Origin of the sequence: Lactococcus sp. FSL K6-0773, from assembly GCF_038006485.1 — a bacterium.
Taxonomy (GTDB): domain Bacteria; phylum Bacillota; class Bacilli; order Lactobacillales; family Streptococcaceae; genus Lactococcus; species Lactococcus lactis.
In genome coordinates this window covers 161,269-185,832 of sequence record NZ_JBBOVF010000001.1, presented here as the reverse complement: position 1 = coordinate 185,832, position 24,564 = coordinate 161,269, and the positions used below count along the sequence as shown (strand labels likewise).

Genomic DNA, 24,564 nt, shown 5'->3' with positions numbered 1-24,564 from the left:
CTATTTAAATTTCAAGTTGTATCTGTAGATTTCTCCCCTAGCACTATCCTAGAGGATTAATGTGGACAATATTTTCAATAAAAAGGTTTTGCAAGATTCCTGATGAAATCGGTGTATGTAACACCATAAAACGAGCTAGAAAACTAGCATCAAGTTGACTTTGAACCGCTGCAATAGGAACCAAACTCAAGACCATCAAGACCATTTGTAAACCAAAATAAGTCGCCGCAAATCCTAAAATTCCAGCAATGATTTTTCCATTTCTTCCCAGAGGACTAAGTGCAAAATGTAAAAATAAACCGATAAGACGGATAATAGCATAAACGACAATAAAAATTGCTAAAAACGAAATGCTCGCATAAAAAGCATCATCGAGTTGAAAAAGAAGCTTATCACTAAAAAGTAAGAGATGTGAGTTTTCTGTGGCATTTGAAAAAGGAACCCAAATACTCAATTTTTGTGCTAACTCTTTATAATTACTGGCTGCAATGAAGGCCGCAATAATCGTACCAAAACTGTAGATGACTTGTAAAATCAAGCCTCGTGAGTAACCAACCATGAAAGCCCAAACCAAGGCTACTAAAATAATCAAATTTAATATCATCAAACATTCCCAATTTACTTTTATTTTGCTTTTTAAACAAAGCACTCATAAAACTTGGCTCATTTTTATTAATGAAGCTAAGTTCAAGTCATTTTTCTTTCTCTATTATACCGTATTTCATAAAAAAAACGTACCCCTATTTAGAATACGCTTTTTATTTTAAAAAATAGATGAAGAATGTCCCCCTCTAAGTGGGTGGTCAAATTCAAGTTTTTTCGTCATGGCATTAATCGCATGGACTGCTTCACCAAAACCAACGGACATCAAGGGCATTTTTCCCGGATAATCACTTGCGTCTCCTGCGACATAAAGTCCCTCAATATTGGATTGCATCATTGAATCGGCCTTAACGCGACCATTACGACTGACTTCTAAGTTTTCAGCTAAAGTCACTTGATTTGTTAAAAAACCATAATTAACCAAAATTTTATCAATCGAAAAGTTCAAGCTTTCTTCTGATTTTATTTTTTTTAATTCTAATTCATTTTCAATCAAATTTGAAAAAGTATAAGGCGTATGAACTTGAACATTAGAATTCATCACTCGGTCAACTGTAATTTCATGACCACGAAAAGCAGTTCTTCTATGAACCAAATGAACATTTTTAGCTACTTTTTCAAGCATTAATGACCAATCTAAAGCCGAATCTCCGCCACCAAAAACCGCAACATTTTTTCCCTCAAACTCTTTTAGAGAAGTGATAAAGTAAGATATTTTTCCTTCATTGGCTAAAGTTTCTTCGTTATCAATTCCTAACTTTCGAGGTTTCAAAAGGCCGGCACCAGTCGTCAACAAAACGCCTTTGGCTCTTCTGGTTGATTTATCAGTAGTTACAGAAAAAATTCCCTCTTCTTTTTCAATTTTTTGAACGCTCTCCCCAAGAAATAATCGATGAGAGATTTGTGCTAGTTGTTCTAAAAGATTTTTTGTCAAATCTGCCCCTGTCACTGCTGGTAGGCCAGCAATATCGTAGATTAATTTTTCAGGGTAAAGATTTTGGGGTTGACCACCTGGAACTTGCGCTGATTCAATTATTGCAACTGATAAACCGCGCATTCCTGCGTAAAAAGCCGCATATAGACCAACAGGACCTGCTCCAACAATAATTAAATCTAATTCTTGCATATCAAACTCCTTAACAATTTATTCATTTAATCTATTGAATAAATTCTTTTTATCATCTCTCTATTATTGCGACTTTTCTCTCAAATGTCAAATACTTTTTACTTTAAATAAAAAAAGCCCTCAAAAGGGCTTGATTTTTATTTGGTAGAACGACGAGAAAAGATTTCATGATCCAAAACTAATTGATTTTGTTCAACATCTTCTTTAAGCATTAATTTTGTCAAAAGACGCATTGCTACTGCTCCCAAATCGTAAAGGGGTTGGTTAACAGAAGTTAAAGTTGGATATGTATATTGAGTAATTGGTGAATTTGCACCTGAGATAATTTCGAAATCTTCAGGAACTTTCACTCCTTTATCCATCATTGCAGACAAGAGTCCAACGGCTACTGTATCATGTGATACTACTGCAGAAGTTGCTCCTCGCTCAAGTAAACGTTCAGCAAGTGCTTTTCCTTGTTCATAGCTATAATTACCTTCAAAAACGAGGTTTTCATCAAATTCAATATTTGCTTCAAGCAAAGCTTCTTGATAACCAACCATGCGTTCTGTATTTTCAACGTCTTTCAATGAACCCATGATATAAGCGATTTTTTTATTTCCGCTATCAATCAATTTTTTAGTTGATTGATAAGCAGCCAAATGGTAATCAATATTAACAGATGGAATTTCTTTATCTCCATCGATTGTTCCAACTAAAACGACAGGTGTTCTTGAATTTTTGAGGGAAGTTCTAATTTTTTCATCTAAAGATGAACCCATATAGACGATTCCGTCAACTTGTTTTGATAAGAAAGTTTCTAAAACTTTTTCTTCTTTTTCAACATCATTATCACTATTAGCTAAAATCATGTTGTATTTATACATGGAAGCGATATCATCAACCCCGCGAGTAATCGCTGCGAAGTAAGTTGAAGTGATGGTTGGCAAGATAACACCAACTGTTGTTGTACGTTTACTTGCGAGTCCGCGCGCAACTGCATTAGGACGATAGTCAAGCTCAGCAATAGCTTCTAAGACCTTCTGGCGCGTCTTTTCCTTTACATTTGCATTTCCATTTACAACACGACTAACGGTTGCCATTGACACTCCGGCGACACGTGCCACATCATAAATTGTTGTTGTTGATTCTACCATAATTGGCTATCCTCTTTCTTTTCTTTTTATTCATAGTATTTATGAAAACCATTTTTATTTACAAATTATATCATTAACTGTAAACCTTTTCAACCTTCAGCTATGTTTTTTTACGTGATTTTTTAATAAAAATAGCGTAGAATAGGGAATATAGTGTTTTTTATTTTCATGAGAATTTAAGAAACTCATTTTCATAAATATTGGAGGAACCATTTTGAGCAAAATTGAACGTATTTCAGCTTTTCTGAATGACAAGGAAGTCGATATGACTTTCATCACTAATCCGACAACTCTAAATTATCTAACAGGGCTAGCAATTGATCCCCATGAACGAATTGCTGGGCTGATGATTTTTAGAGATTCAACTCCGATGTTATTTACTCCTGCTTTGGAAGTGGAAAAAGCTAAAGAACACACAAGTGGTCTGGATATTTTCGGATATGAAGATTCTCAAAACCCTTGGGAAGTTGTTAAAAATCATGTAAAATCAGATGTTAAATCAATTGCTGTTGAATTTTCAGATATTCCTTTAGCTAAAACTGAAGGGTTGAAAGCACAATTTGGTGATATTAATTTTGTAAATTTGACTCCTTTGATTGAACGGATGCGTTTGATTAAGTCAGCAGATGAAATTGAAAAAATGAAAGTTGCTGGTGATTTTGCTGACAAGTGTTTTGAAATTGGTTTTGCCACTGCTGCTGAACGTAATGGTGTGACTGAATCTGATATCGTTGCAAAAATTGAATACGAAATGAAACGTATGGGTGTTCCACAGATGTCATTTGACACGCTTGTTTTATCAGGAGCTCGCGCTGCTAATCCACATGGTGCACCTGAAAATGTTGAAATTCAAGAAAATAAACTTTTGCTCTTTGACTTGGGTGTGATGAGTGGCGGATATGCTTCTGATGCGACACGTACAATCGCTATTGGTCAACCTAATGACTTTGATGCTGAGATCCATAAAATCGTTAAGGAAGCTCAACAAGCAGCCATGGACTTCATTAAACCTGGTGTAACTGCACATGAAGTTGATGCTGTTGCTCGTGATTTAATTACTAAAGCAGGATATGGTGAATATTTCAATCACCGCCTTGGACATGGTATCGGAATGGACGTTCACGAATATCCATCTATTGTTGCCGGAAATGACCTCGTAATTCAAGAAGGAATGTGCTTCTCTAACGAACCTGGAATTTATATTCCTGGTAAAGTAGGTGTGCGTATTGAAGACTGTCTTTACGTAACAGAAAATGGTTGTGAAAGCTTCACTCATACTGACCATGACTTATTAATTTTCTAATCGAATAATTGATAAAAGTAAAAAACTTTCGCTGATTTTGGCGAAAGTTTTTTTGTCAGTAAATTTTTGTCAGTAAGTTTCTGTCAGTAAAAAAAATAATCATCAAAATGATGATTATTTTTTATTTTCTATGCGTCATAATCTAAGTTATCAGCATGACCAGAACCATTACCAACAAAGAAACCTGTTTTAGCATTGATTGATACTAAATACCGACCATCTGGTGCATAAAGATTGTAATAACCACTAACAATTCCGGCTGGGAAACCTTGGGAACCATTGGTTGTATGAATCGCTGTTGGAACTAAAATATAATTATCTCCTGTAATATAGCCGCGTTCACGGGCTTTATTCAGAACCATTTCTTTAATTCCAGCTCCCCATGTGAAAGCAGGATCATTCGTGTTGACTCCAGCTTGAGGTTGGACACGTGCTGCTGATACTTCTAAATTAACTCCGTTGCTACTCAAACCATTAGCATTACTACTTGTGCTGGCATTTGTACTTGAACCTGCTGAAGCTGCTGACGAAGGAGTCGTCGTAGAATTGCTTTGACTAGCTGTACTTGATGTAGAACTTTGGCTAGTAGCTCCTTGATTCGCTTTGGCTTCTGCTGCACTTGCAGACGCTTTAGCTGAACTTTCCTTAGCAACTTGGCTCTTAGCTAAATCAATGGCTTGTGTCAGTAATTTATTCAGGGTTTCATTGGTTGTTTTAGGAGTTTCTGGAACTTTTACATTTGCCACTACTTTAGCTGATGAATCAAGTTTTCCGTCAGTAATTGCTGCGCTAGTAAAGAGAGCATTCACTTTCTTAATCGCATTAATTTGGTCTTTTAGGCTTTCTGTATCAGAAACTGCATTTGACCATGCCATGGAATTTTTGTGAGCATCAACTAAAGTTTCAAGAGCTGATAACTTGCTAAATTGACTATTTCTCAAAATAGTATGTGATTTGTCAGTGAAAAAAGCATCGTATTGTTTCTGATATTTATCTAAATCACTCTGACTGCTTTGAGAAGTTTGAACCGTTTTCCCTTTTTGATGACTATTATATTGGGCAAATCCAATCGCTCCAGCTGCAATTAAGACAATTGCACATAGACCAATAATGATTGGTTTTTTACGATTTTTTGACTTTTCGTCAGTAATTTTTGCCGCATTTTCTTCTACTTTATCTGCTTTAAAGGATGTTGTTTCAGCTAGTAAGTGAGGTGAAACTGATTCAGCAGTAATAACTTTATCAGGAATATCACTTTTTGTCTCTTTTGGTGAATCTGTCACTTTTTCCTCAGCTCCCGATTCAAGGGCTTGATTATTTTCAGTAGAATCTTCTTTTGAATCAGATTTAATTTCTTCTGCTGGTTCTTCTGTTACTTTTGGTTCAACTTCTGATTTTTCGTCAATTATTGAATCAGTTTTAGTGTCAGCGTCAGTTTCAGAAATTTCTGGTTCACTTGGCTCGTCCATTGGAACTTCGTTTGCTGACATCATAACTGGTGCAGCAACTAACTTCTCATCTTGTGGACTTTCGGCTTCTTCTTCGTCAGTTGGTTCAGTTTTCTTGACTTCTTCAACTTGCGGAGCTTCTTTTTGCTCTGGCAAAGTACTGACAGGAGCGTCGACCATCACAACTGGATCTAAAACTAAATCATTTTTTGATTTTTTAGTTTCTTCGCTTTCCTTGTCAGCAACTTCTAAGTCTTTATTTTCTGCTGACAAATCAGAATCAGAACTGTCAGTAACTTTTTCAGAATCTATTTTTGAAGCTGCTAATTCATCATTCTCGTCGATTTCCTCTTTGGAAACTTCTTGAAGTTTTTCTGACTTAGCTTCTTTTTCTTCTTCAACCGGAACTTCTATATTTGTACGTTCTGCCTGAATGAATTCGTCCAAATTTTTACTTTTAGCTTCTTCAATTTCTCCACGGTGCTGACGAATATATTTATCTAAAACAGACTCATTTTCTTCATTTTCTTTATCAACACGTTTTGATTCTTCAACAATTTGCCCTACGGTAAAATCTTGTAAATCTTGAAGTTTCAAAGTTTTTTCACCAATTTGTTGCTCATTTTTTGGTTTATTATTGTTATTATTTTTGTTTTTGTTTCTATTTTTTTTATTTTTGTTTGACATTTTTCCTCCGAATAAGATTCCCACAATTCCAATAAAATGGTGAATCAGACAACGAGAGTTGCTCAAACTCGTCTGAATTTTTACCGACAGCCGTCATCACTAAAATTTTTTTGTTTTAGTAATAGCTTTTTGTTCTGTCAGTAAAATTTATTTCATACGTTTTCCGAAATACATATACAAATCTGTTCTAAGTGTTCCGTTATATAGTTTGCGTTTTTTAGTTGCTTTTGCCCCATAATGCTTTTCAAAAGCGACATCACTCGTCAAAATGTATTTACTCCAAGTTTCTAGTGGCGCAAAAGTTTTACCCATTTCACCATAAAGAGCTGCTACAGCTTCTTCATCTTCCAAACGCACCCCATAAGGCGGGTTAGAAACTAAGACACCGTCAAGCTTATCAGTTCTAAAATCTTGAAGTCGCATTTGCTTATATTTTATCACATCTGAAAGGCCTGCCGCAAGTGCATTATGTTTTGCAATTTCAATCATTTTTCCATCAATGTCAAAACCTTGAATATCCAATTCTAAATCTGTACGAATTTGTTTTTTGGCCAAAGCTTTTTCTTGTTTCAAAATTTCTTCATCAAACCAAGGCCATGCAGTAAAAGCAAAAGGACGATTCATTCCTGGTGCCATATTTAAAGCCAGCATTGCTGCTTCAATTGTAAATGTTCCAGAACCACAAGTAGGATCAACAAAAGCACGACGAGGATTTGCTAACCAATTGGTTAATAAAATAATCGAAGCTGCCATATTTTCTTTCAAAGGAGCTTCTCCTTTTTCTGAACGATAGCCTCGTTTAAATAAAGAATCGCCAGTCGTATCAATCAATACAGTTGCCATATCTTTATGTAAAGCAATCTCAATTGAAAATTTAGCTCCATTTTCAGGAATTGGAACACCTTCAGGACGATGATATGTCGTCTGTAATTTTTTGACAATCGCTTTTTTAGTGATACTTTGAATTGACGGCTCATTATGTAAAGTTGATTTCACCGCTTTAGCTTTGCTGACAGGAAATTGGCTTCCAAAAGGAATAAGCTCTGCCCAGGGAAGCGCATAAACATTTTCAAACAATTCATCAAATGTTCTAGCTTTAAATTCCCCAACTACAATTTTTACACGGTCAGCCGTTCTTAACCAAAGATTCGCCTTAGCAATTGTTGCCAAATTTCCCTCAAAGAAGACACGTGAACGGTCGTCAATTGAAACATTTTCAATTTCCAGATTACGAAGTTCGCGAGCAACTAAACTCTCTAAACCACTTGAAGAAGTTGCTAATAACTTGAATTTCTTTTGCATTTTTTAACTTTCCATTCTCTGCATAAAATGAGCAGAGATAATTCTATCTATTTCAATTAAACACTATTTATCAAAAAAAGCCGAGGCTAAAAGCCCCAGCCTGTGTCATACAGTTTTCTATAAGCCATGTTTTGTTCCAGTTCAATTCACATTCGTGAATCTCCCCTTCGATAATCATCTGTCTGCCAAAATTCTTAATTTCAGCCTCGACCACGCCTTCATTTTGGCTAGTCAAGTGCCCCGACCATAAGTTTGGGTTGCTCGCTTGAGGGGTTTACCACGTTCCATTCTTAGAGTTTCCTCTAAGACTCGTCTCTATGGCACTTTTACAGGCTACTCACGCATATCAAAAGACTTAGCGTTTTGGCCAGCCGTTAGGCATGACGCTCCTACCTAGGTTTATTGTTTGACCTAGCACAATCACTGCGTGCATCTCAGCAACGCGCGAGCATGGACTTTCCTCACGATTTACAAAAAAATCGCGCGATTATCCGAAAACTGTTTTTATCAAAAATTAAGCAGAACAATAAAGTTCATTTACCAAAATCTTTGCCTTCACATCTTGTGAAGTTTGCAAAAAGGTTCATTGCTAAACCTAATGCAGAACATAAAACATTTCAATTTTATATTTTCTTAGTTGTTTTCACTAGCAATGCCGTTAGGTCCAAATACAGCTTGTTCTAAACGATTAATTCGTTTGAGTAAATCAAAATTACTTGGATTACGCATTTCCACTTTTGGTTTACTTGAACGTGCTTGAAGAATTTGGTTAGGGTCAAAGCGTTGTGTATCATCAAGATTTGCTTGATTTGGTTTAGAAACTTGCATTTCTAATTCAGCAATCTTTTTCTTCAAAAACTCATTTTCCTCTTGAAGACGCAAGTTTTCAGTCTGATAAGTTTCATAATCAGCAATAACGTCATCAAGGAGTTCATCGACTTCTTCTTTATCGTAACCACGCATCTTTGTAGAGAAGTCTGCTTCATAGATATCTTTAGGCGTAAATTTAAATGTCGGCATTTTTACCTCTTCATCATCATTATAAAATGTCCATTATTTATGATAACAGATTTTCAGTTTTTTTTCAAGGTCAACCTGATTAAAGTGATATCAAAAAGATAGGATTTATCAGCTGCACTTGTTTTTATATCAAAATCAAGTTTAATTAAATCAGAAAGTCCATTTTTTAAGGATTTAACGTTTAATTTTCTAACCAATTGATTGGCCAATTTTACAGGATAAGGGTGCATTTTTAAAAAGGCAACTTGTTGATTTTCTTGCCAACCCTTGGCTTGGAAAAGTTTGACTTGTAAATACAAACGATAAGAATTTGTCAAAATAGCTAATATTTTAATTAAATCTTCCCCTTGCAAGGTCAAATCATGGACTAAATCACGCGCCTCATCAATTTTTCCTTTAAAAATTAAATCAGTTAAGGCAAAAATATTATCTTGTAGCGATTTTGGGACGACTTTTTCCACATCATCAAGTGTCACTTCTCGCCCTAGTGCATAAGTTTGAACGAGGTCAATATTTTGCTTCATTACTGAAAAATTATCATTTGATTTAGCGGCAATTAAACTCAAAACTACCTTTGGTAAAGGACTTATTCGACTAAAATATTGAATTAATTCTTGACTCTTTAATTCTTGTGCTTCAAGTAAAGTTGCTTTAGCTTTTAATTTTTTAACAACTTTAAGACGACTGTCCAATTTTCCATAAAGGATTAAAACAAGTTGCGTAGTTTCCGGCGGATCATCTAAAAAATTTTCAAAGCGCTTCAACTGTTTTTCATCTAAAACACTTTTTTTAGCCGTTGTTAAATTAACCAAGTTTTCCAGGATTACCAACCGAGAATCTGAGAAAAAAGGGAGAGATTCCAAATCTTCAAGGGCTAAATCGCTATTACTAGGAGTTAAGTCATAATAAGCCTGGCTCAAATCCGTTGGCTCGAAATTAACCTCTGTTAAGAGTTGATTTTTCAATTCTCCAACTAGTTCCCTTGACTCACCAAAAATTACTAAAATTTGAGGGAGCCCTTTTCTTTTGATTTCATTAAATTCATCAAATACTGTCATTTTTAACTACCTCGTTACCATTTTTAAAGCAAACCCCAAGAGAACAAGGAGCAGGATGAGCAGAGCAAAACCTAAACAACCAACTTGAAAGAGTTTAGCAAAACTTGATTTTGCATTTCTAACAATTTCATTATCAGGTACGGCTATTCTCTCTTCCATTGATTTATATTTTTCATTAGAGTCAAAAGTGACATAGCCCCCACCGATAAAGCCATCATCTTCCGTCATTTTATTTCCATACAAAGCATCATTCCATGTAATCGGTCGATACGCTTCAACTCCTGGAATAAATTTTTGTGAAGAAGTGATATTTTTATCTGCCTTTAATTCTTCATAAAGTGTTCTGACTGGGGCTTTCATGCCGCCTTTTAAAATCTCATCATCATCAGCTAAAACATTTTTTTCCTTGATTGAAAGTTTTTTATTTTGTTCATCTTCTCGTAAGATTTCATAGATTTGTAGAAAATAGTGACGATAATATAGTTCTTCACTCACTCTTCTACTCCTCCAATAAATTCTCCATCTGGACTAACAAGGACTTTACGAGGAGTCGTTCCTTTAGCAGGACCAACAATTCCCTGCGCTTCCAACTCATTCATCAAGTCAGAGGCGCGATTGAATCCAACTTTTAAAGCCCGTTGCAATTGAGCCGTTGAAGCTTTTTGAGCCATAATAACCATATTTCGTGCTTCTTCAAATAAGGGGTCACCAGAGCCTGTATTTGAAGCGCCCGTACCAACTTGACTTTCATCTACCTCACCAGGGTCAAAGCTTTCGTCATATTGAGCTTCTGATTGGTCTTTAATAAAGGTCACAACAGATTCGACATCATCGTCAGATAAGAAAGCCCCTTGCAAACGAATCGGATGATTTTCATCAATAGGTTTAAAGAGCATATCCCCACGACCTAGTAATTTTTCAGCCCCATTAGTATCTAAAATTGTTCGTGAATCTGTTCCAGATGAAACAGCAAAGGCAATTCTTGAAGGAACATTTGCTTTAATTAGTCCAGAAATGACATCAACAGATGGACGTTGTGTCGCAAGAATCATATGAATCCCTGCTGCTCGAGCTTTTTGTCCCAAACGAATAATTGCATCTTCCACTTCTTTACTGGCAACCATCATTAAATCGGCTAATTCATCAACAATGACTACAATCAGAGGAAGTTCAAGCATTTTTTCATCTGATTCTGCATTATATCTTTGTACTTTTTCATTATATCCAGCAATGTTACGGACGCCATAACGACTAAAGAGTTCATAGCGTTCTTCCATTTGGTCAACAACTTTTTGAAGGGCACGTGAAGCTTTACGTGGATTTGTTACGACTGGAATCAATAGATGAGGAATATCATTGTAAACAGAAAGTTCGACCATTTTAGGGTCAACCATCAGAAACTTCACTTGACTAGGCAAAGCTTTCATCAAAATTGAAGTAATAATACCATTTACCGCCACTGATTTACCTGAACCAGTTGAACCTGCAACCAATAAGTGAGGCATTCTTGTTAAATCAAATGTGCGAATTCCACCATCTAATGATTTACCAAGAGGAATTTCTAACAATTTGCTTGGATTAGTTTTGCCAGCCTCCCACATTTCGCGGAAACCAACCATTGCAACTTCGGCATTAGGAATTTCGACGCCGACTAAAGATTTCCCAGGAATTGGTGCTTCAATTCGGATATCTTTAGCAGCTAAGGCTAATGCTAAATCATCTGATAAATTAACAACGCGTGAAACTTTTGTTCCAGTCGCTAATTTGATTTCATATTTTGTAATTGATGGACCGACGACTGCCGATTCAACATTGGCACCAATTCCAAAAGATTTGAAAGTTTCTTCTAAAATACCAATATTTTTACGAACATTCTCACGTTCGCCTGATTGATTTTTGACAGGAACTTCTGCCAGTAAATCAATGGTTGGTAATTTATAGTTACCATTATAGTTATTAGTATTTGAAAAATTGACAGGTTCATCATCAAGAGGAACTTCTGCTAAAACTGGACTTTCAGTTTCATTTTCTTCAAAAGGCGCTTCTGGAATATTTATTGGAATTTCAGTAGGTGCTGAGGTAAATAATGAATTTTCTGCTGCCTCTGGAAGCTCTTCTCTTTCTGCTACGGCTTGTTTTTTTTCTAGCTCAGCAAGTGCTTTCGCTGCTTTTTTAGCTTCTACTTTTTCGGCATGCTTTTCTTTCCATTTCGCTAAACGTTGATGTAAATCTTCACGCATTTTAGGGAAAAGTCCTGGAATCATGAGATAAATAGCAACTAACCAAAGTACTGCAGCAATAATATAGACACCAATGACTGAAAACAAGGCTTTAGCAGGCTCGGTGATTAATGCTCCAATGACACCTGAGCCGACAAAATGAATGACACGGCCAGCCATTAAATCAGACCAGATAAGATGAAAAGTTTCATTAAATCCTTGATGAAGTCGAATTTGAAAGACAAACATTAGGCCGATAAAAGTTAAAATAATGGCTGGAATAATTCTTTTATTTTCTTTTAAAACTTGCTTACGAAAGACGGAAATAATCATTAGTCCAGCAAGCAAGAGAAGAAAAACAATCGCAAGAGAACCAACAAACAAGCGGACAATGTTATAAAGTAAGACTCCGACAATTCCTAGGCGAGCAAGCGCAAATAAGATTAAAAGAAGCCCAACAAAAAAAGCAATCATTTTGCGTGTTGCGGCCTTTTTCTGTTGTTCTTTTTTAGTATTTCTTCTGGTTGTTTTTTTCTTTGCAGGCATTTTTTTACTTTCACTCATTTTTAATAATATTGACAGGTTTGTCAGTAAAATAATATTAATTATATTTATTTATTTTTATAGTTAACACAAACTGACAGTTCTGTCAGTCATTTAAATTCTTTATAAAAGAATAGATAATTCCACTTACAATTATATCATAAATTTGATACAATAAAATTATGGAAAATATCAATGATTATAAGGCTTTAGCCTTCTTCGATTTAGACGGAACGTTGCTTAACAGTCAAAGTAAACTTGACCAAGAAGTTATTGAAGGAATTCATCGGATTCGCGAAAATGGTGTTTTACCTTTCATTGCTACTGGCCGTGGACATTTTGAACTTGATGAAATCATGAGTTTAACTGGGATTAGTGGAGCGGTTGCCATGAACGGACAGTATATTGTTTTAGATGGTGAAACAATTTATAAAGAAGAAATTCCGACAAGTAGTGTTGAAAAATTACTTGAGGCAGCAAGTCCTCACTCAGAAGCCCTTTCTTTTTATGACAGTCAAGGTTATTGGGTGAGTGAATTAACTGACTTAGCTAAAACCGCTTATGCTTACACTCATATGCCAATGCCACAGGCAGATGCTAGACGTTACCTCTCTCAGGAAGTCAATATGCTTTTGGTTTTGACCAATCAACTCAGTCAAGTTGATTATTATAAAGAACGCGTTCCTGAACTTAACTTTTTCATGAACTCTCCAAGTTCGATTGATGTTACAAACAGCACAACTAACAAAGGGACAGGAATTAATCATGTCAAAGAGGTGCTAAATTTCACTGGTCAAACTTTTGCCTTTGGTGATGGTCGCAATGACTTAGATTTATTCAAAGCAGCTGACCACAGAACGGCAATGGGAAATGCTGTTCCTGAATTAAAAGAGTTAGCCGATTTTATTTCTACAGAAAATACTAACCACGGAATCATCAATGCTTTTAATCATTGGGGCATCATGTAAAGTCTAATAAAAAATTACTGACAGAAAGTCTGTCAGTAATTTTTTTATTTATTTTCAAGGACTTCTCGTCTTCGATAGACATAAGCAAGAATGAAACAGAGGGCAACTGGTAAGGTCAAAATTAAGCCAACACCGTTAAAAACAGAGGCTACACAATAAAAGATACCAACAACTAAGAAATAAATTCCCCAACCTTTTTCTTTTGTCAATCTTGCAAAAGCCACCCAATTTAAAGCCAGTAAAGCGATTAAAATCAGAGCTGCAATCATCGCCGCGGTAGATAATAATTGCTTATCAAATCCTGAATCTTGAAGTTCTGTCATAATTTCTGAATTCTCTGGCATATAAATAATGGCCCAAAAACTAATTAGCCCAACAAGTGCCAAAATTGAAAAAATAATCGACCCTACTAGAGCAAAAATTTTTGATTTTCTCATTTTTTCTCATTTCCTTTTTGATTCTTTAATTATAACATTTTTAGACCAACAAAAAAATCCGCCTCAAATGGCGGATTAATGACAGACTTGTCAGTAATTATTCATTTACAAATTTACTGACAGAATATCATTATTTATTTTAAAGCTTGGGCAGCTGTGATAATTGCAAGTTTATAGACATCTTCTTCGTTACTTCCACGAGAAAGGTCAGAAACAGGTGCGTTCAAACCTTGCAAAATTGGCCCAATCGCTTCAAAATTACCCAATCGTTGAGCAATTTTATATCCAATATTTCCTGATTGAATATCAGGGAAGATAAAGACATTGGCACGACCAGCAACAGTTGAATCTGGTGCTTTTTGACGAGCCACCGCTGGAACAAAAGCAGCGTCAAATTGAAGTTCACCATCAATTTCAATTTCAGGGTAATCTTCTTTAACAAGTTTTGTCGCTTCTACTACTTTATCAACATCTTCTGATTTTCCAGAACCTTTAGTTGAGAATGAAAGCATGGCAACTTTGGGGTCAATATCAAAGAGTGCAGCTGTTTCGGCTGAAGCTACAGCAATATCGGCAAGAGTTGGTGCATCTGGTTTGATGTTAATCGCACAGTCACCAAAAATATATTTTTCATTGTCATCACGACCACGAACCATAATAAAAGCACCAGAAACAGATTTTACTCCTGGTTTCGTTTTAATGATTTGAAGGGCCGGACGAACAGTATCAGCAGTTGAATGAATTGCGCCAGAAACCATTCCGTCAGCAATTTTCATATAAACAAGCATCGTTCCAAAATAATTTGGGTCTTTCAAGAGCTCTTTTGCTTGTTCTTCTGTAACTTTACCTTTACGACGTTCCACAAAAGTTTCCGTCATCGTTTCAAAACGTCCACAATTTTCTGGGTCATAAATCTCAAAGCCTTCAGGATTAATTCCACGTGAAATCAATGTTTCAGTGACTTCTTTTACATTTCCAATAAAGACAGGTGTAATTAGTCCATCAGCGTTAAGACGATTTGCAGCACCTAAAATACGTGCATCAGTTCCTTCAGGAAAGACAATTTTTAAGCCTTTTCCACTAATTTTTTGCTTCAGTGATTCAAAAAGTTCCATTTTGACAAAATCCCTTGGTTACAAATTTCTCATAACCCACCGCTTTAAGTTGCGGATTTCCTTTCTGCAATTGTTACGAATTAAGTATATCATACTTTCACAAAAAAAGTAAGCATTACCATTATTGCTATTTAAGGACAATTAGCCTTTTTATTTTTCCAATTTTTCACGAGATTCACTAGCCAAAAACAAAAAAACTGTCAAAGACAGCTTTTTTTAGTCGTTTAAAATGCTAGCGATTTTCGTCGTAATAATATCAACCCCAACAGTATTTGAGACCCCTTCAGGAATAATCACATCTGCATATCTCTTTGTTGGTTCAATAAATTGATGATACATTGGCTTAACAGCATCTAAATACTGTGTAATTACTGAATCAAGAGTTCTTCCTCTTTCTTCAATATCTCTGCGAATTCGACGGATAATCCGCACATCGTCATCTGTATCAACAAATATTTTGATATCCATTAAATCACGCAAACGTTCATCTTCTAAAACCAAAATTCCCTCAACGATTAAAACATCAACAGGTTCTTGACGGTAAGTTTCTTGTGAACGCGTATGTTTTGCATAATCATAAATCGGAATATCAACCGCTCGTCCATACTGAAGCTCTTTTAATTGAGCAATTAAATAATCTGTATCAAAGGCTAATGGATGGTCGTAGTTCGTTTTTGTCCGTTCTTCAAAAGTCAAATGCGATTGATCTTTATAGTAACTATCATGTTCAATCATTGCAATTCGTTCATTTGAAAAAGTTTCTAAAATAGCATGTGAAACACTTGTCTTTCCACTTGCTGACCCACCAGTGACACCAATAATCAACGTTTTCTTCAAAATTAATTCTCCAAATTTTCTTCTATATATTCTACCACAATTTTTGAGCTTTTTGTCATCAACTGACAATTTCTTTACTTTTTAAGCGTTCACATCAAAAACTCTTAATTTTACTGACAAAAGCTCTTAATAAGTGACATGGAATCTTTGGAATTCTTATTTTTATAATTTATTTACTGAAAATTCAATAGTAGAGCAATGACCTTTAAGAAAAAATTTGATATAATAGAACAAGCTTTTAACAGAATTTTAGAATCTTCTAACGAATGATTCTGTCCACCTATAAAGGAGAATTTGATGCTAAAACTTGGAGTAATTGGTACGAGCTGGATTGCTCGCTCATTTATTGATGCTGCCCATATGACTGAAAAATTTCAGTTTTCTGCGGTCTATTCCCGTCGGCTCGAATCTGCTGAGCAGTTTTCTGCCGATTTTAAAGACATCCAAAAATTCGATAATCTTGACGATTTTTTTAAAGCTTCACTTGATATTATCTATATTGCCAGTCCAAATGCCCTCCACTTTGAGCAAGCTAAAGCCGCAATTTTAGCCGGACATAATGTCATTGTTGAAAAACCTGCCTTTTCAAATCCTAAAGAACTGACACAAATTATTAAGCTTGCTAAAGAAAATGAGGTCTTCTTCTTTGAAGCAGCCAGAAATATTCATGAACATTCATTTTCGATTATTAAAGACTTTCTTGCTGACAAAACAGTCAAAGGGGCAGACTTTACTTATTCAAAATATTCATCAAAAATGCCTGCTCTTTTAAACGGTGAAATCCCTAATAAATTTAATGCAAAATTCTCTGGTGGACTTTTAGCCGATCTTGGTGTATATCTTTTGTATGCTGCAATCTTTTGGTTTGGCAAACCACAAAAAGCAACTTATGATGCAGTTTTACTTCCGTCAGGCGTTAATTTAGCTGGTGTTGGAATTCTTGACTATCAAGATTACAAAGTTTCGATTAAATGCGCAGGAAATGTGAATTCATATCTTCCTAGTGAAATCTATACTACTGATGGAACTTTAATTTTGGATGGTGTTAATGCGATTACTTCTGCCAAATTCATTACTATGGATGGTTCAGAAACTAGAATCGACATTGAAGCTCCAAAACACTCTCTTTATGATGAAGCTGTTGACTTTGCCCAAATCTTAGAAAATAATGATTTTGCTGCAAGTTATGACCTACATCAATTTGCCCAAGAAGTTTCAGAAACTTCATACCAAATGCGTCAAAGTGCTGGCATTGTTTTTGATGCTGACAATAAATAAAGCTCATTAAAAGTTACTGACAGAAATATTTTGTGAGGCTGTCAGTAATTTATCTCTGGTCTCTTAGTTAAATTGGATATAACTACTGCCTCCTAAGCAGTGATTGCCAGTTCGATTCTGGCAGGGGCCATCTAATAAAAAAGAACACCGAATTCGGTGTTCTTTTTTATACTCAATCAATCCCAAACGAACTTGAGAGTTGATTGCTATGAGCCACTAAGTTTGATTTATTTATCAAAGATTTTAAGACGAGTTTTAATCAATGCTTAGTTATAAACAACCCAGCTACCAGCAGGAAGTTTACTTGCCATCGCAATTTGTTCTGCCAAAGTCATTCCAGCATATTCGCCATGACCTAGCAATTGGAAAGCACCATAAGCACCTGAACTTGAATTCACACTATCAATCCCACCATTTGATTCGTGAGTAATGATATAAGCCCATTCGCTAGCAGAATAGCCCGCTGCATTAGCTGTATTCGATGCCATATAATTAGCAAGAGCTTGGATGTCAACTTGTCCAGAAGTTTGGCTCATATTAAGCCCACCAGAAACACTTTGTGTTGCTTGAGTTGGTGCAACTGATGTAACTTTAGTAGGTTGTTCTTCAGCAGTTTTAGTTGTTGCAGAAACTTGAGTTGTTGTTCCTGTAAGAATGTTATTAACTTCTGTTTGGATTGCTTTCACATCAAAACCTTTACTTTGAAGGTTAGTGACACGAGTATCTCCATTTCCGTAGTTTCCGTTAATTACTTCTATAGCAACTTCATGAGTTGATTTAGGTGTATCCGCATGAGCGATTCCGCCCCCAATAAACATGAATGATGCAACTAATCCCGTTGAAATAGCAACTTTACTTAATTTCATTTAGACCTTTCGATTTCGCCACTAAGAACATTCCATAGGATTCAAACTGAATCCAGTCTATCTTCTATTAACATGGTTACTTCCCATACACATCATAAAGTCCGAACGCTTGTGTAGGATTACCGTAAGCAGTTTAACGTCATTGCACGCTATGGACGTTTAAAAATTCATTTCTCACAACTTATTGTGAGTTAAAAAACGATTTAACATCAGTAGTAAATTTTCTCCACCACTCATGAGAAATGATTATATTACCCATTACTTAACCGAACCTTAAAACGAATGCTAAGAATCCCTCACTAAACTGATTATAAAGCCTTTTCCTTCAAATCTTATTCTCATATTGTAGTATCTTTAGTACGAACTATTGGAGGCTTAAACCGTTCCCAAATCAATTAAAATTAGCATATTTTATATTTATTTTAACAAAGATTACTAAATATAATCTTCAAGTCTATGTTGATTCTTAACCTATAATCAGTTATAATTACAATAGAAATGAAAGCACTTCAGTAAAATGAGTAACATTTGTTAACGTTTTTACTTAAACTTTTTTAATATGATTAAAAAATAGAGAATTATTTTCTCAAAAAATAAATAAGTAAAAGCCGTAAAATAACGGCTGTTTTTATTCAAATTATATTTTCAGGAGTAATTATGTCCCTCAAAAATTTTTTAGAACTCGTCGAAATAAAAACTAAAATCGCCAGTATTTTCCCTTACATTATTGGTTTACTTTTTAGTTTAAGCTATTTTAAAATGATAAATATTGGCCTATCTCTCTTATTTTTAATAGCAATGCTCCTTTTTGATATGACCGTAACTGCTATTAACAATTATCAAGATTTCAAAAAAGCCAAAGATGAAGATTATAAAAAGCAAGAAAATATCATTGGTCAAGCCAATCTTTCCACCCGATTGGTAGCTTCTATTATCTTGTTTATGCTTATTTTGAGCCTTTTTTTAGGATTTCTCCTCGCTTATTTTGTTGGCTGGCTTTTCTTTATTCTTGGTGGAATCGTCTTCTTTATTGGCGTTTTCTATACTTACGGTCCTATTCCACTTTCACGTATGCCTTTAGGAGAAATTTTTTCTGGTGGGACAATGGGCTTTGGAATTTTTGCAATGATCATCTTAATCAACAGCGCTCAATCACCTATTTTTAACCTAAATCTTGATTTCACAAACGACTCTTTTAGCTTTACTGGTAGTATTTTTGCAGCCATCGCCATGATAATTGCAAGTTTACCACTCATTTTTACCATTGCAAACATCATGCTGGCCAATAATTTACGTGATTTAGATAGCGATATAAAAAATCATCGTTACACATTAGTTTATTATATCGGTCGTCCAAACGGAATCAAACTTTTTCAACTTTTGATGTATTCTTCCTATTTAGCTATTATTATTGGATTTATCTTTAGAATATTTGAATGGCCAACTTTACTTAGTTTACTCACTTTTCCAATTATCAGAAAGAATCTAAAATCTCATGCTAGTCAAGTTCCAAGTCCTCGCAGCTTTGTTTATTCACTGAGAAATATGGTTCTATTTAACAGCGCTTATGCTGTGAGTCTGTTTTTATCAATCCTTTGGCAATATTTAAGCAAATAAAAAAAGTGATAGAATATCACTTTTTTATTTTTCATTTAAAACCTGACGAAGCTGTTCTCTAGCAATCACTTCATCTTCTCGTCTAATCAAAAAGGTCAAATAATCTCCTGCTTGTAATTCAGTATTCCCGTGTGGAATGATATCCTTACCTGAACGATGAACCGAAACCAGCAAACATCCTTCTGGTAAATGTATCTCTGACAACTTCTTACGATCCGCAACTGAATCAAATTGAACAATTGTTTCAAACATCATCTGCTTATCCGAATCATCAACATCAATTTCTTTTTCTTTCAACATGTTGTCTAATAAGGAATCATAAATTGGCTCAGATTGTAATAAATCAGCAACGACATAAGCAATTAAAGAGACAAGAGCCAGAGGAAGTAAATGGTCAAATGAACCAGTCATTTCCACCAAAAGAAGGATTCCAGTCATCGGTGCTCGAACAATTGCTGTAAAAGTCCCAGCCATCGCTAAAATTACTAGATTGGCAAATAAATGACTTGGAAGATGAAAAAGTGAAATAACAATTGTCGCAAAAACAGCTCCAAGACTAGCACCCAAAACTAACAGGGGAAAGAAAATTCCTCCTGGCACACCCGAAGCATAAGATACCATTGAAATCAGGTATTTCCCAATGAGAATCAAACATAGAAAGGCTAATCCCATTCCTAAACTAAAGGAATCCATTAAACGATGGCCACTCCCAATTATATTAGGAAACAATAAACCAGTTGCCCCAACCACTAAAAAAGTAAGTAAAACACGAAGAAATGGACTCTTTATTTTCTTCATCAAATTTTGACTCGTGAGGAGTGTCCAGTTATAAAAAGCACCGAAAAATCCTAAAATAATTCCTAAAATAATAAGTAGCCAATAATTTGAGAGTTCAATTGAACCAACAATTTGGAAATGAAAAACTGGACCACTCCCAAACATTATTCGTGCAACCATATCAGCAACCATTGCTGAGGTCATACAAGTTAATAAAATCAATGGAGAAAAGTATTTAAATACTTCTTCCAAAGTAAACATGACACCTGACAAAGGTGCATTGAAAGCAGCAGATAAACCAGCAGATGCTCCAGAAGCAATTAGAATTCTTTTATGACGTTCAGTTTCAGCCAACCGACTAGAAACCATCTGACCCATTGAAGCCCCAAGTTGGACTGAGGGACCCTCACGCCCCAGTGATAGACCTGCAAACATTGCTAAAGTCCCAGCGATAAATTTAGCAAAAGCAGTCGTGAACCAATTATTTTTAAAATAACCCTGTAATTGCCCTTTAACTTGTGGTATCCCAGAACCTGAACTCATCGGATATTTCTTCATAAAGAAAGTAACCACAAAAGCTAAGAAAGCCAAACCCAAAATAAGGAGGGGAATAAAAATAAGGTGTGAGCTAACGAAGCGATAAATACTCAAGCCCCAAGTTTCAGCTTTTTCCAGTGCCAACCGATAAAGACTGGCCAAAAAACCCGCAGTCAAGCCCACGAGTACACTTAGAAAAAGCAGATAAAGATTTTTATTTGTTGATTTCTCTATATCTTTTAATTTCATTACTACTTCCCTACTAACGCTTATTTTAATAAATTTTTAAGCAAGATTATTATACCATAAAATAGATTCCTTATGTTTTGTACTTTTAATAATATACACATCACCTGTATAAATTTACTCAAAAAGGCACTCAATCGAGTACCTTTAATTTTTTAACTACAGATTTACTTAAAGTTTTCTATCTTTCCAAAAAAGAAAGAGCCCGAAAAACATCATCAAATAAAATGGAAGTGTCAATGCAGTAATTTCTAGTGGTATTCTTACAACAAAAATAAGAATAATGAGAGAAATAGATAAGACTAAACCTCTATACTTAAAAATTGATTTTGGAATTCGTGGCCAAACATAGATTTGTAAAAGAAATCCAATGAAAATCATCACCGAACATAAAACTAAAAACATCACTCTACCTCCTTGTTAAGTTTAATTCTCTTTTTTCCCCTCAGAATCTCGTTTACTATCGTGTATTAAATAATAGATACCTAAGCCAATTAAAAAAATAGAGAATAAAACTACTGGGAACAAACTATCATTTTTTACGAAAACAAAGAAACTAAGCAGTAATAACGACGAAACAATGATAATCAATCCTCTTTTGCTTCGGCCATAGCTGATAAAAAAAAGAATCTTTATATTTTTTTCCTATTAAATAAGCCCCCCAGATTATCAATAGTATAGCGATACTAAGTAACATTTTAATACCTCTTTTCTAAAATAATCAGATTATACAGCGTAAATAGAATAATATCCCGTTCTATCGACATCCATATTAATATAATTATTTAAGTGAGTATTGTTGTAATAGTCTAAATCACTTTTCATTTTTTGGAAATATAGGCCTGCTGCTCCCGCAACTGCAGCTGCAATTCCACCACTAAATATGGTCGCAAGAACACCTACACCACCAAATCCTAAAGTATAATTATCTAAATCATGATCCATTTGATAGACTGCTGCATTACTTCTAAAGTAGTAACGCGCTCCCCACCAAAAAGTATCGAAAGTATAGGCTGATGATTTCAAAGTAGAAGCTCGACTCACTATTTCTTTAGTGGCAGGATTTATAATCAACTTATTAGTTTCAACCTGTTGATTAACAGCATTAATTTGCTCTACTACTTGTTCAAATTCATTTTGATTAACCTGAACATTTTCTGGAAGATTTAAAACATACTGATTATTCTTAACGGAAACATAGGAGTCAAAATGGTCTTTAATATCAGTAAAACTTGAAGCTTGATTACTAGAAATTTGCTCTGTTGTGACATTAGAACTAACGACATCAGCATTAACTATTATTGGAGTAACTGCTGATAGCAAGATTGCTGAAGTCATAAGACTTGCATAAATTTGTTTTGTTTTCATAAGTGTTTCCTTTCATTTTTTTCTGGAAATTGAGCTATCCCAGTCAGTAAAGAACTTCCCTCGCCCCAAGTCACCTTTCGCTCTGAACGAAGTTCCTTGTAAAATTTTAAGACATTTAAAGAATGTTGAGAAGAAATCACCAAAGGAAGCAAGGCATTTCTGAGATGAACGAGTTCAAATTCCATATTTTTAGATTTTTCAATCCGTTCATAATAGTCCATCAGTATTTTCTTTTCTGCTTCGTTTAATTTTGAACCTGCCCGTAGCAATTTCTCAATTCGATTCAAAATTTTCTCTCTCATTTCTCTTTCTTTTTTTAATATATTTCCTCCTTTTTTATTTTTTCTTGATAATCAAGCTCGATTTCTTTTATCTTTAATTTTATTTTAGCAGAAAAAAAACCTCCTTTTTAAATCATTGCAAAAATGCAACGAAATAATCTGGAGACTTTTTTATGTTAATAATTTTCCTAAAAGCTTTTGATATCGTTTTTGATAATAATCTGCTAAATCTTCATATCCAACTTGCCCAAAAATTTCAATGGCATTTTTGATTTGCTTTTCACCGCTTATCTTGTCTTTGAAACAATAGCTATAAAAACCATGTGCCAGATTTCTTAGATTTTCAACATAGAGGTCGTAGAAATCATCTTTAGGGTAACTTTTTTGCAAGATACTTCTAGCTGAGTCACGAGCTCCTTTTGAGGAAAGCAAAACGACCGCTCGATACGAAGATTGAAGAACTCTTCTGCGATATTTAAAAACACCATATAAGTGTTTACTCTTCCCCCAGAGTTCTTTCATCAAATACATAATTTCTCGTTCACCGAAACTATCCAAAGTCAGATAAAAAATCGAAAGTTCAAAATAGCCCCATTCTCCAACGTCATAGAGATATTCAACCACATCGTCAGCTTCCATTTGTGTCAGTGTTTCATACCGACTTTTAGCACAATAAGCTAGCATTTTTGAATCATATTCCATAGCTTCTAAATAGAGACTATGAAGTTTATCGACGTCATCTGCAATATCCGCAAGAATTATATCTTCTAAAAATTCTTCTTTATAATCCATTGAAAAATTATTGATAAAATGTTCATACTCAGCTAAAGTCACATTCATCTCTTGCAGCGCACTATCCAAGCGCTCAAAGCTTATCATGGTTTGACCTAATTCAAATCTTGATAAACTCGCTTTTGAAATACCTATTTCTGAAAAATGAGAAAGCGAAAAATTCTTTTGTTCTCGTAGTTTTTTAAAAATTTCCCCATAACGTTTATAAGGCATATTTTTCCTCGAAATTTTTATTTTTTATTGACCGATTACTTTTTACCAATACGAATATTTGATTTAGGTTTTTTGGATTTAGTGGCAAAATGACTTGCGATTGCTCCACCGCCATGTTTTTGATATTCTACGGCAACAAAGCCAGCTTTTCTAAAAAGTTCTTCAAGCGTCTTGGCATCTGGAAAATCTTCTGCTGATTTTTGAAGCCATTGATATTCTTTTAAAGATTTGGCAAAAACTTTACCAAAAAAGGGCATGACATTTTTAAAATAAAGTTCAAAAGCTTGTTTATAAATTGGCAATGTGGGATGTGAAGTTTCGATACAAACTACTCTGCCCCCTGGTTTTAATACACGAAAAATTTCTTTTAATACAGTAAGATAGTCAGGTGTGTTTCTTAAACCATAACCAATCGTAACTACATCAAAATTTTCATTTTCAAAAGGTAATGCCATTGCATTTCCTTGGAGAAATTCAATGTTTTTCTTCGCTTCTTCTTTAAGTTTAGCCTTAGCAATTTCGAGCATATTTTCTGAAAAATCAAGACCAATTACTTTACCAGAAGGACCGACACTTTCAGATAAATCAAAAGTCCAGTCTCCAGTCCCACAACACAAATCAAGAATAGATAGACCAGTTAAATCTCCCATTCTTTTCATTGTTTTAGCACGCCATAAATCATGTTGTTTAAAACTGATAATGGCGTTCATTTTATCATAATCTGATGAAATACTATTAAAAATTTCTTGTACACGTTCTTCGTTTACTTTTGTCATAGACATATTAT

Annotated in this window: 23 protein-coding genes, 1 tRNA gene and 1 other RNA gene; 5 read left to right on the top strand and 20 right to left on the bottom strand. The window is 34.8% G+C overall.

Translation table 11 applies throughout. From position 1 onward, the window contains the following. Nucleotides 1-43 precede the first annotated feature (43 nt). The 3 genes from MHB61_RS00980 to ccpA form a co-directional block, all read right to left on the bottom strand. Nucleotides 44-604, bottom strand: a complete 561-nt coding sequence (locus MHB61_RS00980; RefSeq protein ID WP_003129445.1) for a CvpA family protein — start codon at nucleotides 602-604, stop codon at nucleotides 44-46. A 159-nt stretch (nucleotides 605-763) separates the two neighbouring features. Beyond that, complete coding sequence (locus MHB61_RS00975; protein ID WP_003129446.1) at nucleotides 764-1,729, bottom strand: NAD(P)/FAD-dependent oxidoreductase; 966 nt, start codon at nucleotides 1,727-1,729, stop codon at nucleotides 764-766. 137 nt (nucleotides 1,730-1,866) lie between these two features. After that, nucleotides 1,867-2,865 carry a catabolite control protein A gene (gene ccpA / locus MHB61_RS00970; protein WP_003129447.1) on the bottom strand — a complete coding sequence of 333 codons (999 nt, stop codon included), beginning with the start codon at nucleotides 2,863-2,865 and terminating at the stop codon, nucleotides 1,867-1,869. A gap of 214 nt (nucleotides 2,866-3,079) precedes the next feature. Here ccpA and MHB61_RS00965 point away from each other — a divergent pair, with 214 nt between their 5' ends. Further along, nucleotides 3,080-4,168, top strand: a complete 1,089-nt coding sequence (locus MHB61_RS00965; RefSeq protein WP_003129448.1) for a M24 family metallopeptidase — start codon at nucleotides 3,080-3,082, stop codon at nucleotides 4,166-4,168. Between the two features lie 128 nt (nucleotides 4,169-4,296). On the opposite strand, the gene MHB61_RS00960 is transcribed toward MHB61_RS00965, so the two are convergent. The 7 genes from MHB61_RS00960 to MHB61_RS00930 all read right to left on the bottom strand — a co-directional run bounded on the left by MHB61_RS00960 (nucleotide 4,297) and on the right by MHB61_RS00930 (nucleotide 12,448). Then, on the bottom strand, nucleotides 4,297-6,303 hold the full coding sequence (locus tag MHB61_RS00960; RefSeq protein ID WP_010906077.1) for a cell division site-positioning protein MapZ family protein: 2,007 nt from the start codon (nucleotides 6,301-6,303) through the stop codon (nucleotides 4,297-4,299). Nucleotides 6,304-6,450: 147 nt separating this feature from the next. Further along, on the bottom strand, nucleotides 6,451-7,605 hold the full coding sequence (locus tag MHB61_RS00955; RefSeq protein ID WP_003129451.1) for a THUMP domain-containing class I SAM-dependent RNA methyltransferase: 1,155 nt from the start codon (nucleotides 7,603-7,605) through the stop codon (nucleotides 6,451-6,453). A 115-nt stretch (nucleotides 7,606-7,720) separates the two neighbouring features. Next, an RNA gene (rnpB, locus tag MHB61_RS00950) (RNase P RNA component class B) lies at nucleotides 7,721-8,104 on the bottom strand. Nucleotides 8,105-8,238: 134 nt separating this feature from the next. Further along, a complete protein-coding gene (gene gpsB / locus MHB61_RS00945; protein ID WP_003129453.1) occupies nucleotides 8,239-8,625 on the bottom strand; it encodes a cell division regulator GpsB in 387 nt (128 codons plus the stop codon). A 53-nt stretch (nucleotides 8,626-8,678) separates the two neighbouring features. Continuing rightward, the gene (gene holA / locus MHB61_RS00940) at nucleotides 8,679-9,683 is read right to left on the bottom strand and encodes a DNA polymerase III subunit delta (protein WP_003129455.1); all 1,005 of its coding nucleotides are present in this window, start codon (nucleotides 9,681-9,683) and stop codon (nucleotides 8,679-8,681) included. A 6-nt stretch (nucleotides 9,684-9,689) separates the two neighbouring features. Next, complete coding sequence (locus MHB61_RS00935) at nucleotides 9,690-10,178, bottom strand: hypothetical protein (RefSeq protein WP_003129456.1); 489 nt, start codon at nucleotides 10,176-10,178, stop codon at nucleotides 9,690-9,692. Further along, nucleotides 10,175-12,448, bottom strand: coding sequence for an FtsK/SpoIIIE family DNA translocase (locus MHB61_RS00930; protein ID WP_031296358.1), 2,274 nt, complete (start codon nucleotides 12,446-12,448; stop codon nucleotides 10,175-10,177). Before MHB61_RS00930 ends, MHB61_RS00935 begins: the two co-directional genes overlap by 4 nt. Nucleotides 12,449-12,627: 179 nt before the next feature. On the opposite strand from MHB61_RS00930, the gene MHB61_RS00925 reads away from it, so the two are divergent. Continuing rightward, nucleotides 12,628-13,413 carry a Cof-type HAD-IIB family hydrolase gene (locus MHB61_RS00925; RefSeq protein WP_003129459.1) on the top strand — a complete coding sequence of 262 codons (786 nt, stop codon included), beginning with the start codon at nucleotides 12,628-12,630 and terminating at the stop codon, nucleotides 13,411-13,413. Between the two features lie 44 nt (nucleotides 13,414-13,457). Here MHB61_RS00925 and MHB61_RS00920 read toward each other — a convergent pair whose 3' ends face one another. The 3 genes from MHB61_RS00920 to udk all read right to left on the bottom strand — a co-directional run bounded on the left by MHB61_RS00920 (nucleotide 13,458) and on the right by udk (nucleotide 15,802). Continuing rightward, nucleotides 13,458-13,850, bottom strand: a complete 393-nt coding sequence (locus MHB61_RS00920) for a hypothetical protein (protein ID WP_003130340.1) — start codon at nucleotides 13,848-13,850, stop codon at nucleotides 13,458-13,460. 134 nt (nucleotides 13,851-13,984) lie between these two features. Beyond that, nucleotides 13,985-14,965, bottom strand: coding sequence for a phosphate acetyltransferase (pta, locus tag MHB61_RS00915; protein WP_003130342.1), 981 nt, complete (start codon nucleotides 14,963-14,965; stop codon nucleotides 13,985-13,987). 216 nt (nucleotides 14,966-15,181) lie between these two features. After that, nucleotides 15,182-15,802, bottom strand: coding sequence for a uridine kinase (udk, locus tag MHB61_RS00910; RefSeq protein WP_010906081.1), 621 nt, complete (start codon nucleotides 15,800-15,802; stop codon nucleotides 15,182-15,184). A 297-nt stretch (nucleotides 15,803-16,099) separates the two neighbouring features. Here udk and MHB61_RS00905 point away from each other — a divergent pair, with 297 nt between their 5' ends. Together MHB61_RS00905 and MHB61_RS00900 are read left to right on the top strand one after the other, a co-directional pair. Beyond that, entirely contained in the window at nucleotides 16,100-17,080 is a 981-nt protein-coding gene (locus tag MHB61_RS00905; protein ID WP_137016682.1) for a Gfo/Idh/MocA family protein, read from the top strand. A 57-nt stretch (nucleotides 17,081-17,137) separates the two neighbouring features. After that, nucleotides 17,138-17,210: transfer RNA gene (locus MHB61_RS00900), tRNA-Arg, on the top strand. 136 nt (nucleotides 17,211-17,346) lie between these two features. On the opposite strand, the gene MHB61_RS00895 is transcribed toward MHB61_RS00900, so the two are convergent. After that, nucleotides 17,347-17,946 carry a transglycosylase gene (locus MHB61_RS00895; RefSeq protein WP_003130347.1) on the bottom strand — a complete coding sequence of 200 codons (600 nt, stop codon included), beginning with the start codon at nucleotides 17,944-17,946 and terminating at the stop codon, nucleotides 17,347-17,349. Between the two features lie 657 nt (nucleotides 17,947-18,603). On the opposite strand from MHB61_RS00895, the gene menA reads away from it, so the two are divergent. Then, entirely contained in the window at nucleotides 18,604-19,563 is a 960-nt protein-coding gene (menA, locus tag MHB61_RS00890) for a 1,4-dihydroxy-2-naphthoate polyprenyltransferase (protein ID WP_003130349.1), read from the top strand. Nucleotides 19,564-19,587: 24 nt separating this feature from the next. Here menA and MHB61_RS00885 read toward each other — a convergent pair whose 3' ends face one another. The 6 genes from MHB61_RS00885 to MHB61_RS00860 all read right to left on the bottom strand — a co-directional run bounded on the left by MHB61_RS00885 (nucleotide 19,588) and on the right by MHB61_RS00860 (nucleotide 24,553). Then, a complete protein-coding gene (locus tag MHB61_RS00885) occupies nucleotides 19,588-21,126 on the bottom strand; it encodes a ClC family H(+)/Cl(-) exchange transporter (protein ID WP_003130350.1) in 1,539 nt (512 codons plus the stop codon). Nucleotides 21,127-21,294: 168 nt separating this feature from the next. Continuing rightward, on the bottom strand, nucleotides 21,295-21,528 hold the full coding sequence (locus MHB61_RS00880) for a hypothetical protein (RefSeq protein WP_010906083.1): 234 nt from the start codon (nucleotides 21,526-21,528) through the stop codon (nucleotides 21,295-21,297). Between the two features lie 321 nt (nucleotides 21,529-21,849). Next, nucleotides 21,850-22,491 (bottom strand): hypothetical protein, encoded by a 642-nt coding sequence (locus MHB61_RS00875; RefSeq protein WP_003130354.1) that lies wholly within the window; start codon nucleotides 22,489-22,491, stop codon nucleotides 21,850-21,852. Continuing rightward, on the bottom strand, nucleotides 22,488-22,793 hold the full coding sequence (locus MHB61_RS00870; RefSeq protein WP_003130356.1) for a bacteriocin immunity protein: 306 nt from the start codon (nucleotides 22,791-22,793) through the stop codon (nucleotides 22,488-22,490). The genes MHB61_RS00875 and MHB61_RS00870 overlap by 4 nt, the downstream gene beginning before the upstream one ends. Nucleotides 22,794-22,943: 150 nt before the next feature. Beyond that, nucleotides 22,944-23,777, bottom strand: coding sequence for an XRE/MutR family transcriptional regulator (locus tag MHB61_RS00865; protein ID WP_003130357.1), 834 nt, complete (start codon nucleotides 23,775-23,777; stop codon nucleotides 22,944-22,946). 35 nt (nucleotides 23,778-23,812) lie between these two features. Beyond that, on the bottom strand, nucleotides 23,813-24,553 hold the full coding sequence (locus tag MHB61_RS00860; protein WP_003130358.1) for a demethylmenaquinone methyltransferase: 741 nt from the start codon (nucleotides 24,551-24,553) through the stop codon (nucleotides 23,813-23,815). Nucleotides 24,554-24,564 lie beyond the last annotated feature (11 nt).

Bases quoted from the DNA above. Each gene is read 5' to 3' on its own strand.
- MHB61_RS00975 (WP_003129446.1), bottom strand. From the start codon at position 1,729: ATGCAAGAATTAGATTTAATTATTGTTGGAGCAGGTCCTGTTGGTCTA.
- MHB61_RS00870 (WP_003130356.1), bottom strand. From the start codon at position 22,793: ATGAGAGAGAAAATTTTGAATCGAATTGAGAAATTGCTACGGGCAGGT.
- MHB61_RS00955 (WP_003129451.1), bottom strand. From the start codon at position 7,605: ATGCAAAAGAAATTCAAGTTATTAGCAACTTCTTCAAGTGGTTTAGAG.
- gpsB (WP_003129453.1), bottom strand. From the start codon at position 8,625: ATGCCGACATTTAAATTTACGCCTAAAGATATCTATGAAGCAGACTTC.
- MHB61_RS00925 (WP_003129459.1), top strand. From the start codon at position 12,628: ATGGAAAATATCAATGATTATAAGGCTTTAGCCTTCTTCGATTTAGAC.
- MHB61_RS00875 (WP_003130354.1), bottom strand. From the start codon at position 22,491: ATGAAAACAAAACAAATTTATGCAAGTCTTATGACTTCAGCAATCTTG.
- MHB61_RS00865 (WP_003130357.1), bottom strand. From the start codon at position 23,777: ATGCCTTATAAACGTTATGGGGAAATTTTTAAAAAACTACGAGAACAA.
- MHB61_RS00980 (WP_003129445.1), bottom strand. From the start codon at position 604: ATGATATTAAATTTGATTATTTTAGTAGCCTTGGTTTGGGCTTTCATG.
- holA (WP_003129455.1), bottom strand. From the start codon at position 9,683: ATGACAGTATTTGATGAATTTAATGAAATCAAAAGAAAAGGGCTCCCT.
- MHB61_RS00930 (WP_031296358.1), bottom strand. From the start codon at position 12,448: ATGCCTGCAAAGAAAAAAACAACCAGAAGAAATACTAAAAAAGAACAA.
- MHB61_RS00895 (WP_003130347.1), bottom strand. From the start codon at position 17,946: ATGAAATTAAGTAAAGTTGCTATTTCAACGGGATTAGTTGCATCATTC.
- pta (WP_003130342.1), bottom strand. From the start codon at position 14,965: ATGGAACTTTTTGAATCACTGAAGCAAAAAATTAGTGGAAAAGGCTTA.
- menA (WP_003130349.1), top strand. From the start codon at position 18,604: ATGTCCCTCAAAAATTTTTTAGAACTCGTCGAAATAAAAACTAAAATC.
- MHB61_RS00960 (WP_010906077.1), bottom strand. From the start codon at position 6,303: ATGTCAAACAAAAATAAAAAAAATAGAAACAAAAACAAAAATAATAAC.
- MHB61_RS00920 (WP_003130340.1), bottom strand. From the start codon at position 13,850: ATGAGAAAATCAAAAATTTTTGCTCTAGTAGGGTCGATTATTTTTTCA.
- MHB61_RS00880 (WP_010906083.1), bottom strand. From the start codon at position 21,528: ATGTTTTTAGTTTTATGTTCGGTGATGATTTTCATTGGATTTCTTTTA.
- ccpA (WP_003129447.1), bottom strand. From the start codon at position 2,865: ATGGTAGAATCAACAACAACAATTTATGATGTGGCACGTGTCGCCGGA.
- MHB61_RS00885 (WP_003130350.1), bottom strand. From the start codon at position 21,126: ATGAAATTAAAAGATATAGAGAAATCAACAAATAAAAATCTTTATCTG.
- MHB61_RS00860 (WP_003130358.1), bottom strand. From the start codon at position 24,553: ATGACAAAAGTAAACGAAGAACGTGTACAAGAAATTTTTAATAGTATT.
- MHB61_RS00905 (WP_137016682.1), top strand. From the start codon at position 16,100: ATGCTAAAACTTGGAGTAATTGGTACGAGCTGGATTGCTCGCTCATTT.